Below are 14,286 nucleotides of genomic sequence, written 5' to 3'. Positions count from 1 at the left end.
GTGCACATCAGAAGAGTTCTGCCGTACGGCGTCGCGGCGGCCCTGGCGCTGCCGCTCGCCGGTCTCGGCCAGGGCACCGCGCTGGCCGCCACCGACTACCAGGCCGAGGACGCCCTGATCTCCCAGGGCACCGTCGCCACCAACCACACCGGATACACGGGCACCGGCTTCGTCGACTACACCAACGTCAAGGGCTCCTATGTCGAGTTCACGGTGAGCGCGGCCAACGCCGGCACCTCCGCCCTCACCCTGCGGTACGCCAACGGGACGTCCACCGACCGGCCGATGGACATATCCGTCAACGGCACGGTCGTCGCCTCCGGTGTGTCCTTCCCGGCCACCGCCGACTGGAACACCTGGGCCACCAAGACCGTGAACGTGCCGCTCACCGCCGGCACCGACAAGATCCGGGCCACCGCCACCACCGCCAACGGCGGCCCCAACCTCGACCGCGTCGGCCTGGACGCGGCCGCCGACACCCAGGCCCCGACCCGCCCCGGACAGCCCGGCTGCTCGGACATCGGCGAGGACGCGCTCACCCTGACCTGGGGCGCCTCCACGGACAACGTGGGCGTGACGGCGTACGACATCTACGAGCACGGCAACAAGATCGGTGAGGCGCCCGGGAGCTCGACCTCGAAGGCGCTGACCGGGCTGAAGCCGAACACCGACTACAACCTCACGGTGATCGCCCGCGACGCGGCCGGCAACACCTCCCTCGCCAGCCCCGTCGTCGACTGCACGACCAGGCCCAGCTCCGACACCACCCCGCCGAGCAGGCCGGGAACGCTCTCCGCGACCAACGTCGGCACCAACAGCGTCGATCTCAAGTGGGGTGCCTCGACCGACGACAAGGCGGTCGCCGCCTACGACGTGCGCAGCGACACCACCGTCTACGACACGGTCACCAGCGGCACCTCGACCACGCTGACCGGGCTCGCCTGCAACAGCCCCTACAGCCTGAACGTGGTCGCCCGGGACGCGGCGGGCAACGTCTCCGAGCCGAGCAACACGGTCACGTTCACCACCAGGGCCTGCGCGACGGACGGCGGGGTGCCGTCCTCGATAACCACCCTCTCCAGCGGCTGGACCATCCCGTGGGGCACCTACTGGATGCCCGACGGCAAGACCGCGCTGGTCACCGAGCGGGACGACTTCCGGGTCTGGAAGGTCACCAAGGCCGGCACGAAGACGCAGGTCGGCACCGTGCCGAACGCGGTGACCACCAACGGCGAGGGCGGACTGCTCGGCGTCGCCGTCGACCCCCGGTGGGACACCGACCACTACGTCTACTTCATGCACACCGCGTCCGAGGGCAACCGCGTGGTCCGCATGACGTACGACGGCACCAAGCTCGGCGACTACAAGATCCTGCTCCAGGGCATCAAGAAGAACCGCTACCACAACGGCGGCCGCCTCGCCTTCGGCCCCGACGGCTATCTGTACGTCTCCACCGGCGAGGCCCAGACGCCCGACCTCGCGCAGGACAGGAACTCCCTGAACGGCAAGATCCTGCGCATGACGACCGACGGCAAACCGGCCCCCGGCAACCCGTTCGGCAACTACGTCTACAGCCTCGGTCACCGCAATCCGCAGGGCCTCGCCTTCGACCGCAACGGCCGCCTGTGGGAGGCGGAGTTCGGCAACAGCTCCAAGGACGAGCTGAACCTCATCAAGCCGGGCGCGAACTACGGCTGGCCCACCTGTGAGGGAAGCTGCGACGTCGCCGGAATGACCAACCCCAAGGCCACCTGGAACGTCTCCGAGGCCTCACCGAGCGGCATCGCCATCGTCCGCAACGTGGTCTACATGGCCTCCCTGCGCGGCGAGCGGCTGTGGCGGATCCCGATCAACGGCGACAGCGAGAGCGTGGGCACCCCGAGCGCGTACTACGTCGGCACCTACGGCCGGCTGCGCACGGTCAGCAAGGTGCCCGGCGCCGACCAGTTGTGGCTGTCCACCACGAACTGCGACAACAACGGAGGTGCGGCGGACGGCTCCGACAAGATCTTCCGAGTGACGATCGAGTAGCCGGCCCCGAAGGGAGCGGAGGGGAGGGGGCGCTGTGCGGGGCTCAGGTCCGGTACAGCGCCTCGACCTCGTTCGCGTACGCGTTCTCGATGGCCTTCCGCTTCAGCTTCAGCGACGGCGTGAGCAGCCCGTGCTCCTCGGTGAACTGGTGGGCGAGGATACGGAACGTACGGATCGACTCGGCCTGCGAGACCAGCGTGTTCGCGGCGACCACCGCGCGGCGCACCTCCGTCTCCAGGTCCGGGTCCCGTACGAGCTGGGCGGGGGTCAGCTTCGGCTTGCCCTGCATCTGCAGCCAGTGCTCCACGGCCTCCGTGTCCAGTGTGACCAGTGCGGCGATGTAGGGGCGGTCGTTGCCGACGACGATGCACTGCGCGACCAGCGGGTGGTCCCGTACGCGTTCCTCCAGCAGCCCGGGCGAGACGCTCTTGCCGCCGGAGGTCACCAGGATCTCCTTCTTGCGCCCCGTGATGGTGAGATAACCGTCCTCGTCGAGGGAGCCCAGGTCGCCGGTGGCGAGCCAGCCGTCGTGCAGGGCCTCGTCGGTGGCCTTGGGGTTGTTGAGGTAGCCCTGGAAGACATGGCCGCCGCGCAGCCAGATCTCGCCGTCGTCCGCGATGTGCACGGTGGTGCCGGGGATGGCCTGGCCGACCGTGCCGTAGCGGGTGCGCTCGGGCGGATTGGCGGTCGCGGCCGCCGTCGACTCCGTCAGCCCGTAGCCCTCGTAGACGTGCACGCCGGCACCCGCGAAGAACAGCCCGAGCCGGCGGTCCATCGCCGAGCCGCCGGACATCGCGTGCCGTACCCGGCCGCCCATCGCCGCGCGGATCTTGGCGTAGACGACCTTGTCGAAGAACTGGTGCTGCATGCGCAGGCTCGCCGACGGGCCGGGACCGGTGCCCCACGCCTTCGCCTCCATCGCGTCCGCGTACCTCACGGCGACCTCGACGGCCTTTTCGAACGGCCCGGAGCGGCCCTCCTTCTCGGCCTTGCGGCGGGCCGCGTTGAAGACCTTCTCGAAGATGTACGGCACCGCGAGGAAGAACGTCGGCCGGAACGCGGCCAGGTCGGGCAGCAGCGCGGCCGCGTTGAGCTGCGGCTGGTGGCCGAACTTGACCCGGCCCCGGATGGCCGCCACCTCGACCATCCGCCCGAAGACGTGCGCCAGCGGCAGGAACAGCAGGGTGGCCGCCTCATCGCCCCGCTTGGAGTGGAACACCGGTTCCCACCGCTGGATGACCGTGTCGGCCTCGAACATGAAGTTGCCGTGCGAGAGGACACAGCCCTTGGGGCGGCCCGTGGTGCCGGAGGTGTAGATGATGGTCGCCACCGTCTCGGGGGTGACCGCCTGCCGGTGTCGGTGCACCACCTCGTCGTCCACGTGCGCGCCCGCGTCGTACAGCTCCTGCACGGCGCCCGCGTCGAGCTGCCACAGCCGGCGCAGCTCCGGCAGCCGGTCGATGACCGTGGCGACCGTCATCGCGTGGTCCTCGTGCTCCACCATCGCGGCCACGACCTGCGCGTCGTGCAGCATCCAGAAGACCTGTTCGGCCGACGAGGTGGGGTAGACGGGGACGACCTGGGCGCCGATCGCCCACAGCGCGAAGTCGAAGAGCGTCCACTCGTAGCGCGTACGGCACATGATCGCGACCCGGTCCCCGAAGCGGATCCCCTGCGCCAGCAGACCCTTGGCGAGGGCCAGCACCTCGTCGCGGAACTCGGCCGCGGTCACATCGCGCCACCGGCCCTCCGCGTCCTTGCGGCCGAGCGCGACACGGAGCGGATCTTCCTGGGCATACTCGAAGACGACGTCGGCCAGGCCGCCCACCGGCGGCGCCGACGCCGACGGAGGGTTGGTGAACTCGCGCAATCCCCGCTCCCGGCTCCTCGATTCGCCTGCGGGGTGCTCCAGCCGGTCATCTCACTGGTCGCACTCCGCACAGCGCCGTGAAAGCTACCCCACCCAAGGAGCGGGCGGGAGGGGGCTGAAAAGCCGGGGGCTCTCCGCAAACGCACAGGTCAGCCGAGGAAAATGCGAGCACAAGGGGAGCGGGCGGACAGAATCCCGTACGGTGGCGTAGGTTCCGGTCCCGTAATCTCCACGGAATCTGTACGGGGCGATTACCCCGCCGCACGTCCTACTGGCAAGTAGGGGCGGAGCGGTGGCGGGTGCCTTCCGCCGGCCACCGCCCCCGGCGGTCACCCCTGCGGTACCACTGTCTTCTTCAGCGTCCTCGGCGCCGATCCCGTCACTCGGCGTCCGGCACCTGGAGGTCACGAGATCACCTCATCGTCACCTCGTTCCTGCGCCGGGCCGAACAGCCCGCCTTCCCGCGACCGGTGCGGTGACCGGGGGGCCCGACAGCAGGCCCCCCCTACCGTCCGTGCAGCCGGTCGCCGCCCGCCAGGATCGCTGAGGCCAGTGCCCGGGCCGCGCTGTGGGCCGGGCCCCTGCGTTCTCCGTGGACCAGGACGAAGTCGATCTCGCCCAGGTCCGGCAGGCCCGCACGCTCGGGGACCCGGACCAGGCCCGGAGGGATGAGCCCCCGGGAGTGGGCCATCACACCGAGCCCGGCGCGGGCCGCCGCGATCAGGCCGTTGAGGCTGCCGCTCGTGCAGGTGATGCGCCAGGGCCGGCCCTGCTTCTCCAGGGCCTCGAGGGCACGGGCGCGGGTGATGCCCGGCGGCGGGTAGACGATCAGCGGGACCGGGCGGTCGGGGTCCAGACGCAGCCGCTCCGCGCCGATCCACACCAGCTTGTCGTGCCGGACCAGTGCGCCGCGCGGGTCCTCGGGGCGCCGCTTGGCCAGCACCAGGTCCAGCCGGCCCGCCGCCAGCCGTTCGTGCAGCGTGCCCGACAGTTCGACCGACAGCTCCAGGTCCACCTCGGGGTGCTCGTACCGGAAGCCCTCGAGGATCTCCGGCAGCCGGGTCAGCACGAAGTCCTCGGAGGCGCCGAAACGCAGTCGGCCGCGCGGCCGGGTCCCGGTGAAGAACGCCGTCGCCTGCTCGTGCACCTCCAGGATCCGCCGGGCGAAGCCGAGCATCGCCTCGCCGTCCTCGGTCAGCTCCACCGAGTGCGTGTCCCGCAGGAAGAGGGGGCGCCCGGTCGCGTCCTCCAGCCGCCGCACATGCTGGCTCACGGTGGACTGGCGCAGCCCCAGCCGCCGGGCGGCCTGCGTGAAACTCAGCGTCTGGGCCACCGCGAGGAACGTACGCAGATGGGACGGGTCGTACATGCCCGCAGCCTATCGCGTTCCATGATGACAGTAAGCGCGGTATACGGGATTCCCGATCACCCGCCGGAAGAGGACCATGGAGAGGGCGCGACCGTGCGCCGCACCGGGCACGACCGTGCCCCGCACCGGACGTACAGCGAAGTAAGCGAAGTAGTGGAGCACTGTGAAACGCCTGCGATGGCCGCGTTGGATGCCCGTCGACCCGTACATCCTCCTGTTGCTGGGGACGGTGGGGCTCGCCGCCCTCGTCCCGGCGCGGGGCACCTCCGCGAGCGTCACCTCCGGCGCCTCCACGGCCGCGATCGCCCTGCTCTTCTTCCTGTACGGGGCCCGGCTCTCCACCCGTGAGGCGGTGGAGGGACTCCGGCACTGGCGGCTCCACGTCACCGTGCTGGCCTGCACCTTCGTGATCTTTCCGCTGCTGGGCCTGGCGGCCCGCGGCCTGGTGCCGGTGTTCCTGACGCACAACCTCTACACCGGCCTGCTCTTCCTCACCCTCGTCCCCTCCACCATCCAGTCGTCGATCGCCTTCACCTCGATCGCCCGCGGCAACGTGCCCGCCGCCATCTGCGCGGGCTCCTTCTCCTCCCTCGCGGGCATCGTCGTCACCCCGCTGCTCGCGGCGGCCCTGCTGGGCAACAGCGGCGGCGGGTTCTCCGTGGACTCACTCGTCAAGATCGTGCTGCAGCTCCTGGTGCCGTTCCTCGCGGGCCAGGTCCTGCGGCGCTGGATCGGGACATTCGTCACCCGGCACAAGAAGGTGCTGGGGCTCGTCGACCGAGGCTCGATCCTGCTGGTCGTCTACACCGCGTTCAGCGAGGGCATGGTGCGCGGCATCTGGCACCAGGTGAGCCCGCTCCGGCTCGGCGGCCTGCTCGTCGTCGAGGCCGCGCTGCTCGCCGTGATGCTGGTCCTGACCTGGTACGGCGGCCGGGCTCTCGGCTTCAGCCGGGAGGACCGGATCGCGATCCAGTTCGCCGGGTCGAAGAAGTCCCTAGCCTCCGGGCTGCCCATGGCGAGCGTCCTGTTCGGCGCGCAGGCCTCCCTGGCGGTGCTCCCGCTGATGCTCTTCCACCAGATGCAGCTCATGGTCTGCGCGGTGATCGCCAAGCGCCGCGCCCACGACGCGGACGGCCCGGCGGGCGGTCCGGAGCCGGCCGCGGCGTCACACACCACGGTCGGTACGACGACCCGTTCCGGCTGACGCCCGCCTGCGCCGGGGCAGGTCCGCTCAGGGGCGCAGCACCACCTTGCCGAGGTTGCCGCGCGACTCGACGACCGTGTGCGCCTTCGCCGCCTCCTCCAGCGGGAACTCGGCGTGCACGACGGGTTTCAGCGCGCCCTCGGAGAACAGCCGCCACAGCTCCTGCCGCCACTGCTCGTACAGCTCCGGCTCCCCGCGGGCGATCCGCGCCATCTGGAAACCGATCACGGACTTGGCGCCCACCAGCAGGTCGTACGCCTGTATGGTCCCGCCGCCAGAGCTGTACGCGACCAGCCGGCCCCCCGGCGCGAGCGCGGCGATCGCCGGGCCGAGCAGATCGCCGCCCACCGCGTCGAGGGCGTAGTCGGCGGGCCCGCCCCACTCCGCGGCGTCGTAGACGACCACCTCGTCGGCGCCGAGCGCGCGCACGAACCCGGCCTTGCCGGCGTCGGACACCGCGCCGACGACGCGTGCCGCCCCGCGCAGCCGGGCCAGTTGCACCGCGAGATGGCCGACACCGCTCGCCGCCGCCGTGACCAGCGCCGACTCGCCCGGCGCGGGGCGGGCCGCCGTCAGCGCGCCGAGCGCGACCAGGCCGCTGCGGACCAGTGCGACGGCGTCGACGGCGCTCGCCGTGCCGGGGACCGGAGAGGCCATGGCCTCGTGCAGAACGGCGAAGTCGGCGTAACCGTGCCCGAAGCACAGTCCCGTCACCCGGTCACCGGTCCGGAAGCGGGTGACGCCGGCGCCCACCCCGACCACCTCGCCGGCGATCTCGCCGCCGAGCGGAACCGGCTCGGCGGCCTCGGTGACCTTGCGCACGACGGGCAGGGTGACCCCGACGGCCTCGCAGCGCACGAGGAGTTCGCCGGGGCCCGCCTCGGGGACGGGTACCTCCTCCAGGAACAGGGGGCCGCCGGTGGACTCGTACCGGACGCGACGCATCGCACCTCCAGGGGGCGTCGGGGTGTTCCCCGGAATTCGTTGGGAGTCCCAACGGTATCCCGAAGTCGTGGGGGACTCCAACGACTTTTTCGCTAGGCTGCGACCATGGCCGAAGCTCCTCTCCCCGCGATCCGCTCCCTCCCGAGCTGGCTCCTCGGCCGTGCCGCCGCCCGCGGTCGGGCCCTGGTGGCCGACGCCCTCGCCGCCGAAGGCATGAAGATGTGGCACCACGTGGTGCTCTCCGCCGTCCGGGACCTCGCCCCCGTCGCCCAGGCCGACCTCGGCCGGGGCATCGCGCTCGACCCGAAGGACCTGGTCGGCATCCTCAACGATCTGCAGGCGGCGGGTCTCGTCGTCCGCGAGCCCGACCCCAGGGACCGCCGCAAGAACGCGGTGTCGCTCACCGAGGAGGGCGGCCGGCTGCTGGAGCGCTGCGAGAAGGCGGCCCGCGAGGCGAACGACACGCTGCTCGCCCCGCTCACCGCGGCCGAACGCGACCGGTTCATGGACCTGTTGATCCGCATTTCCGGCACGGGCGGCTGACGACGGCTAACGTTCCGTCATGACCGTAGCCGACGCACTCGATCCCGCGCGCACCGCTCTCGTGCTCGTCGACCTGATGGACCGCATCGTCGCCCTGCCTCTGGAGCCACGCAAGGGCACGGACGTCCTCGCCACGACCGAGGCGCTGGCGGACGCGTTCCGCTCGGCCGGCGCTCCCGTCGTCCTCATCCGCGCCGAGCGCCCCGGCGTCGCCGAACAGCCGCCCGGCAGCGGGCTGGTGCCCGGACTGCTCCGGGACGGCGACCTGGAGGTGGTGAAGCGGACGATCGGCGGCTTCCAGGGCACGGGCCTGGACGAGCGCCTGCGCGAACGCGGCATCACCACCCTGGTGTTCGGGGGCATCGCCACCAACCTCGGCGTGGAGTCCACCGCCCGCGCCGCCGCCGACCTCGGTTACGACCTGGTCTTCGTCGAGGACGCCATGGCAGCCCTCACCGCCGCCGAGCACCAGGCGTCCGTCGGACTGGACTTCCCGCGCCTCGGATCGGTCCTGACCGCTGCCCAGGTGCGCCTGGCCACCGGCTGACCTCTCGCAGGGCCCTCAGAGCCCCGAACGAAATGGGCGCCCGGCCATTTCGTTCGGGGCTCTCAGACCAGCAGACCACCGCCGTCCACGACCACCACCGAGCCCGTGCTGTAGCCGCCGCGCATCAGGTACAAGTACGCCACCGCCACGTCCTGGGGCGTGCCCACCCGGCCGACCGGCAGCGACGCCGCACTGGACTCGAACAGACCCCGCCGGTCCTCCTCGGTCATCTCCCGCCACAGCTCGGTCTGCACCACCCCGGGGGAGACCACGTTGACCCGCAGCGGGGCCAGTTCCAGGGCCAGCGCCCGGGTGAGCGACTCCATCGCCCCGCACAGGCTGGCCGCGACGGTCGTGCCCGGCAGCGGCCGGTGCCCCGCGATCCCGGTCGTCAGCACCACCGAGCCGCCCTCCCGGATCGAGGGCGCGCCGTGCTTGACGGCCGTGTACGCGCCCCACAGCCGGGTGTCCAGGAACCGTCTGGCCCGCGCCAGGTCCGACTCGAGGAAGTTCTCCATCAGCAGTGACTCACCGGCCGTGTAGACCAGGTGGTCGAAGCCGCCGATCCGTTCGAAGAAGGCGCGCACCGCGGCCTCGTCCGTCGCGTCGAGCGTGTGCCCCTCGGCGCCCTGCGGCAGCCGCCCCAGCGCGGCCTCCACGCTCTCCTGCCGCCGGGAGGCGACCACCACCTCCGCCCCCTCCCGTGCGGCACCCTCCGCGACCGCCAGGCCGATGCCCGACGTGCCGCCGACGACCACGATCCGCTGTCCCCGCAGGCCCATTTAGAAGCCCCTTTCTCGCTTGTCCGACGTGCTTCAGCCTGCGCCCGGCGGCACCTCGCCGTCCAAGACCTCTTCCGTCCACGGCGATACCCTGAAGGCATCGCCACCGGAACGGCGGAAGGGGCGGCCATGGATCTCGACCTGCGGAAGGTCCGCTACTTCACGGCGGTCGCCGAGCAGCTCCACTTCGGGCGTGCGGCGGAGAGCCTGCACATCGCGCAGCCGGTGCTGAGCCGTCAGATCCGGGCGCTGGAGAAGGAGCTGGACGCCACGCTCTTCGTCCGGGACAGCCACGGCGTGACGCTGACGGCGGCCGGACGCCAGCTCCTGGACGACGCCCGCAACCTGCTCGCCGCCGCGGACGCCACCCGCCGCCGGGTGCGCCGGGCCGCGCGGGGGCCGAAGCGCTTCGTCGTCGGCTTCCGGGCGGGTGTGGTCGTCACCCCGGCCCGGCGGGAGTTCGCCGCCGCCCACCCCGACGTGGAGGTGCACGCACGCCGTGTGGAGTGGGACGACCAGGAGGCGCTGATCCTGGACGGGACGGTCGACGTGGCCTATGTGCGGCGCCCGGTCCGGGAGCGGGGGCTGAGGCTGCTGCCGCTCTACACCGAGGCGCGGGTGGCGATGCTCCCCGCCGACCACCTCCTCGCGGGCAAGCAGGAGCTGTCCGTGGCCGACCTGGCGGACGAGCCCCGGCTGAGCTACGGCGACCCCCGCCCCGACGACCTCCCCATCCGCACCATGGAGGAGAAGTTCGAGTGCGTGGCGGGCGGGGCCGGCATCACCCTCGTACCGGAGTCCGTCGCCCGGCACTACTCGCGCCCCGACATCACCTACGTGCCCGTCCCCGACGCGGAGCGCGACGAGGTGCTGCTGGCCTGGGAGGCGAGCCGCCGCTCCCCGCTGATCCCGGCGTTCGCGCAGGTGGCGCGGGAGGTCGGCGCCGAGTGAGCCGCACCGGCCGAAAGCACCCGTAGGCAGCGAGGAGAAAGAGCACAGCGGGGCCCCGGGCACGCAGGCGGCGCTCCCCGGCGACCGGAGCCCCCGCCGTGTCGTCGGAGGCGCTCAGCCCTGGGCGGCCGCGGCCCGCAGGGTGATGCGGTCCTCGCCCGCGTACACGTTCATGGAGCTGCCCCGCAGGAACCCCACCAGGGTCAGTCCCGTCTCCGCGGCCAGATCCACGGCCAGCGAGGAGGGAGCCGAGACCGCAGCGAGAACCGGGATGCCCGCCATCACGGCCTTCTGCGCCAGCTCGAAGGAAGCCCGGCCCGACACCAGCAGGATCGCCCGGGACAGCGGCAGGTCCCCGTTCTGCAGGGCCCGGCCGACCAGCTTGTCCACCGCGTTGTGCCGGCCCACGTCCTCCCGCACGTCGATCAGCTCGCCGTCCTCGCTGAACAGGGCCGCCGCGTGCAGCCCCCCGGTCCGGTCGAAGACCCGCTGGGCCGCGCGCAGCCGGTCGGGAAGGCTCGCGAGCAGTTCCGGCTCCACCCGGACCCGGGGCGTGTCGGCGATGGGCCAGCGCGCCGTCGTACGGACCGCGTCCAGGCTGGCCTTGCCGCACAGACCGCACGAAGAGGTGGTGTAGACGTTCCGCTCCAGCGTGATGTCCGGAATCGCGACACCGGGCGCCGTCTTCACGTCCACCACGTTGTAGGTGTTGGATCCGTCCACGGTGGCGCCCGCGCAGTACACGATGTTCTGCAGGTCCGACGCGGCACCCAGTACACCCTCGCTGACCAGGAACCCGGCGGCGAGCGCGAAGTCGTCGCCGGGCGTGCGCATGGTGATCGCCAGCGGCCTGCCGTTGAGCCGGATCTCCAGCGGCTCCTCGGCGACCAGCGTGTCCGGCCGGGTGGAGACCGCCCCGTCCCGGATCCGTATCACCTTGCGTCGTTCCGTGACTCGTCCCATGTCTGATCAGCCCCGGTTCTGTACGTGCTGGTGGCCGAAAGGGCCCTTGATGCAGAGGTTGCCGTGGGTCACCGGGTCGTCGTACGGGGAGGTGACCTTCACGATCTCATTGTCCTGCACGTGCAGGGTGAGGTCGCCGGCCCACACCGCAGTGGGCGCAGACCGTGGCGGTCCCCGGCTCCTCCCATGCACCCGCCGCGCGCATGCCGAACTCGGACCCGGACGGCAGCGCGCGCCGTACGATCCCGGGCCCTTCGACCCCGGTCGCGGCGTGGACCGCACAGCCGATGGCCCGTTCGGGCGCGAGCACCGCCCCGCCCGCGCCGTCGCGCATCCCGGAAACCGGCGGACGCACGACCGTTCGGCGCACGGCGGATACCGTTCACCGCATACGGTCGACGGGCGGGGTTCTCAACTCCCGTACGGCTTCCTACTGTTCGGGATCATGAGCCCTCCTGTCGCACCCCCGGGATGGAGTCGCTGGCTGGTGCCGCCCGCCGCTCTCTCCGTCCACCTGTCCATCGGCCAGGCCTACGCCTGGAGCGTGTTCAAGCCACCGCTCGAATCCGCCCTGCACCTCAGCGGCACGCAGAGCGCGCTGCCCTTCCAGCTCGCCATCGTGATGCTCGGGCTGTCCGCCGCGTTCGGCGGCACGCTCGTCGAGCGCAACGGTCCGCGCTGGGCCATGACCGTCGCCCTGGTCTGCTTCTCGACCGGCTTCCTGATCTCCGCGCTGGGCGCACAGACGCAGCAGTACTGGCTGATCGTCCTCGGCTACGGGTTCGTCGGCGGCATCGGCCTCGGCATCGGCTACATCTCGCCCGTCTCCACCCTGATCAAGTGGTTCCCGGACCGGCCCGGCATGGCCACCGGCATCGCCATCATGGGCTTCGGCGGCGGCGCGCTCATCGCCTCGCCGTGGTCGGCGCAGATGCTCAAGTCGTTCGGCTACGACCACTCCGGGATCGCGCTCGCCTTCCTCGTGCACGGGTTGACGTACGCCGTCTTCATGTCGCTCGGGGTGCTGCTGGTGCGGGTGCCGCGCGGCGAGAAGCCGGTGGACGCCGGGCCGAGCGCCTTCGAAGGGGCACAGGTCTCCGCCCGGAGCGCGGTGCGCACCCCGCAGTTCTGGTGCCTGTGGATCGTGCTGTGCACGAACGTGACCGCCGGCATCGGCATCCTCGAGAAGGCCGCCCCGATGATCATGGACTTCTTCGGGGACACCTCCACGTGGCCGAAGGGCCCGGCGGCCCCGGTGTCGGCCTCCGCCGCGGCCGGCTTCGTCGCCCTGCTGTCGGCGGCCAACATGGCGGGCCGGATCGGCTGGTCGTCGGCCTCCGACCTGATCGGGCGCAAGAACGTCTACCGCGTCTACCTGGGCGCCGGTGCGCTCATGTATCTGCTCATCGCGTTGTTCGGCGACTCCTCCAAGCCTCTGTTCATCCTCTGTGCGCTGGTGATCCTCTCCTTCTACGGCGGCGGGTTCGCGACGGTTCCCGCCTATCTGAAGGACCTGTTCGGCGCGTACCAGGTGGGTGCGATCCACGGCCGGCTGCTCACCGCCTGGTCGACCGCGGGCGTGCTCGGGCCGCTGATCGTCAACTGGATCGCCGACCACCAGAAGGAAGCCGGAAAGCACGGGTCGTCCCTCTACGGCCTGTCCTTCTCGATCATGATCGGGCTGCTCGTCATCGGATTCGCCGCCAACGAGCTGGTCCGGCCCGTCCACCCCCGTCACCACGCCTCCGCACCGAAGGAGTCCGCCGATGGCCGCCGAGAGCAGCCCGCCTGACCGGCGTGCCCTGATCGTCCTCGCCTGGGTGTGGGTGGGGGCGCCGCTGGGCTACGGCCTGTACGAGCTCGTCCTGAAGGCCAAGCAGCTCTTCACCGGATAACGGTGCGCCGGACATGCTCGGGCGTCCGAAGAACTGCGGGAAGCCGACAAGCCGGACGTCTCATTCCTGTCGTTTCACCTGCCGCCCTACCCGTGAGTCACTGATCAGACTGGTGGATCCCGACACCCACGGCACCGAGGGGAACCACCCATGAACGGCTCACGCATCACCGCCGTAGGCCACTACCAGCCCGCCAGGGTGCTCACCAACGAGGATCTGGCGGGCATGGTCGACACCAGCGACGAGTGGATCAGGACCCGGGTGGGCATCCGTACGCGCCACATCGCCGGAGCCGACGAGCCCGTCGACGAACTGGCCGCGCACGCCGCCGCCAAGGCGCTCGCGGCGGCCGGCCTGGCGCCCGGCGACATCGACCTCGTCCTGGTCGCCACCTGCACCGCCATCGACCGCTCCCCGAACACGGCGGCCCGTGTCGCGGCCCGGCTCGGCATGTCGCAGCCCGCCGCGATGGACGTCAACGTCGTCTGCGCGGGCTTCACCCATGCGCTCGCCACCGCAGACCACGCCGTGCGCGCGGGCGCGGCGAGCAGGGCACTCGTCATCGGCGCCGAGAAGATGTCCGACGTCACCGACTGGACGGACCGTTCGACGTGCGTGCTGGTCGGTGACGGTGCGGGAGCCGCCGTCGTCGAGGCCTGCCCGGCCGGCGAGGAGCCGGGGATCGGTCCCGTGCTGTGGGGTTCGGTACCGGAGATGGGGAACGCGGTACGCGTCGAGGGCACGCCTCCGCGGTTCGCGCAGGAGGGGCAGAGCGTGTACCGGTGGGCGACGACCCAGCTTCCGCCCATCGCGCGCCGCGTGTGCGAGCGGGCCCGGATCGCGCCCGAGGAACTCGCCGCGGTCGTACTGCACCAGGCCAACCTGCGCATCATCGAACCCCTCGCGGAGAAGCTGGGCGCGGTGAACGCGGTCGTGGCGCGCGATGTCGTCGAGTCGGGGAACACGTCGGCGGCGAGTATCCCGCTCGCCCTGTCGAAGCTCGTGGAGCGCGGGGAGGTCTCGAGCGGTGAGCCCGTGCTGCTGTTCGGGTTCGGCGGGAACCTCTCGTACGCGGGGCAGGTGATCCGCTGCCCCTGATGCCGGGTCTTCCAGGCGCACGCCCCGTGCACCGTAGACTGTAGACAATTCACACCGGCTTTCCGGCTGCCGCGCCGTTGCCCTGGAG

Annotated in this window: 13 protein-coding genes and 1 pseudogene; 8 read left to right on the top strand and 6 right to left on the bottom strand. The window is 71.4% G+C overall.

Annotated features, from left to right (window positions below; genetic code table 11):
• Positions 1–2,031, top strand: coding sequence for a PQQ-dependent sugar dehydrogenase (locus tag ACZ4SW_RS34310; protein WP_468252998.1), 2,031 nt, complete (start codon positions 1–3; stop codon positions 2,029–2,031).
• A 43-nt stretch (positions 2,032–2,074) separates the two neighbouring features.
• Here the strand turns inward: ACZ4SW_RS34310 and ACZ4SW_RS34305 are convergent, their stop codons facing one another.
• Both ACZ4SW_RS34305 and ACZ4SW_RS34300 read right to left on the bottom strand, forming a co-directional pair.
• Positions 2,075–3,901 carry an AMP-dependent synthetase/ligase gene (locus tag ACZ4SW_RS34305; protein WP_468252997.1) on the bottom strand — a complete coding sequence of 609 codons (1,827 nt, stop codon included), beginning with the start codon at positions 3,899–3,901 and terminating at the stop codon, positions 2,075–2,077.
• Positions 3,902–4,406: 505 nt separating this feature from the next.
• Entirely contained in the window at positions 4,407–5,270 is an 864-nt protein-coding gene (locus ACZ4SW_RS34300) for a LysR substrate-binding domain-containing protein (protein ID WP_468252996.1), read from the bottom strand.
• Between the two features lie 190 nt (positions 5,271–5,460).
• Here ACZ4SW_RS34300 and ACZ4SW_RS34295 point away from each other — a divergent pair, with 190 nt between their 5' ends.
• Positions 5,461–6,474, top strand: a complete 1,014-nt coding sequence (locus tag ACZ4SW_RS34295; RefSeq protein WP_468252995.1) for a bile acid:sodium symporter family protein — start codon at positions 5,461–5,463, stop codon at positions 6,472–6,474.
• 27 nt (positions 6,475–6,501) lie between these two features.
• On the opposite strand, the gene ACZ4SW_RS34290 is transcribed toward ACZ4SW_RS34295, so the two are convergent.
• Complete coding sequence (locus ACZ4SW_RS34290) at positions 6,502–7,419, bottom strand: quinone oxidoreductase family protein (protein WP_468252994.1); 918 nt, start codon at positions 7,417–7,419, stop codon at positions 6,502–6,504.
• 105 nt (positions 7,420–7,524) lie between these two features.
• Between ACZ4SW_RS34290 and ACZ4SW_RS34285 the strand changes: the two genes are divergently transcribed.
• Positions 7,525–7,962, top strand: a complete 438-nt coding sequence (locus ACZ4SW_RS34285; protein ID WP_468252993.1) for a MarR family winged helix-turn-helix transcriptional regulator — start codon at positions 7,525–7,527, stop codon at positions 7,960–7,962.
• Between the two features lie 19 nt (positions 7,963–7,981).
• Complete coding sequence (locus ACZ4SW_RS34280; protein ID WP_468252992.1) at positions 7,982–8,509, top strand: isochorismatase family protein; 528 nt, start codon at positions 7,982–7,984, stop codon at positions 8,507–8,509.
• 62 nt (positions 8,510–8,571) lie between these two features.
• Here the strand turns inward: ACZ4SW_RS34280 and ACZ4SW_RS34275 are convergent, their stop codons facing one another.
• Positions 8,572–9,291 carry an SDR family oxidoreductase gene (locus tag ACZ4SW_RS34275; protein WP_468252991.1) on the bottom strand — a complete coding sequence of 240 codons (720 nt, stop codon included), beginning with the start codon at positions 9,289–9,291 and terminating at the stop codon, positions 8,572–8,574.
• Positions 9,292–9,420: 129 nt separating this feature from the next.
• On the opposite strand from ACZ4SW_RS34275, the gene ACZ4SW_RS34270 reads away from it, so the two are divergent.
• Positions 9,421–10,242: a LysR family transcriptional regulator gene (locus ACZ4SW_RS34270; protein WP_468252990.1), complete on the top strand. Its 822-nt coding sequence runs from the start codon at positions 9,421–9,423 to the stop codon at positions 10,240–10,242.
• A 114-nt stretch (positions 10,243–10,356) separates the two neighbouring features.
• Here the strand turns inward: ACZ4SW_RS34270 and fdhD are convergent, their stop codons facing one another.
• Together fdhD and ACZ4SW_RS34260 are read right to left on the bottom strand one after the other, a co-directional pair.
• Positions 10,357–11,205: a formate dehydrogenase accessory sulfurtransferase FdhD gene (fdhD, locus tag ACZ4SW_RS34265; RefSeq protein ID WP_468252989.1), complete on the bottom strand. Its 849-nt coding sequence runs from the start codon at positions 11,203–11,205 to the stop codon at positions 10,357–10,359.
• 6 nt (positions 11,206–11,211) lie between these two features.
• Positions 11,212–11,437: pseudogene (locus ACZ4SW_RS34260) on the bottom strand (2Fe-2S iron-sulfur cluster-binding protein); the annotation flags it as partial.
• 213 nt (positions 11,438–11,650) lie between these two features.
• Here ACZ4SW_RS34260 and ACZ4SW_RS34255 point away from each other — a divergent pair.
• From ACZ4SW_RS34255 to ACZ4SW_RS34245, 3 genes are all read left to right on the top strand, one after another.
• Positions 11,651–12,997 (top strand): OFA family MFS transporter, encoded by a 1,347-nt coding sequence (locus tag ACZ4SW_RS34255; RefSeq protein WP_468252988.1) that lies wholly within the window; start codon positions 11,651–11,653, stop codon positions 12,995–12,997.
• Positions 12,972–13,100: an MFS transporter small subunit gene (locus tag ACZ4SW_RS34250; protein WP_468252987.1), complete on the top strand. Its 129-nt coding sequence runs from the start codon at positions 12,972–12,974 to the stop codon at positions 13,098–13,100. Before ACZ4SW_RS34255 ends, ACZ4SW_RS34250 begins: the two co-directional genes overlap by 26 nt.
• A gap of 150 nt (positions 13,101–13,250) precedes the next feature.
• Positions 13,251–14,198: a beta-ketoacyl-ACP synthase III gene (locus tag ACZ4SW_RS34245; protein WP_468252986.1), complete on the top strand. Its 948-nt coding sequence runs from the start codon at positions 13,251–13,253 to the stop codon at positions 14,196–14,198.
• Positions 14,199–14,286: the final 88 nt, after the last annotated feature.

The organism is Streptomyces sp. NPDC028331 (genome assembly GCF_055565775.1).
The sequence above is the reverse complement of the archived record's forward strand: the minus strand, read 5'-3'. Positions and strand labels throughout refer to the sequence as shown.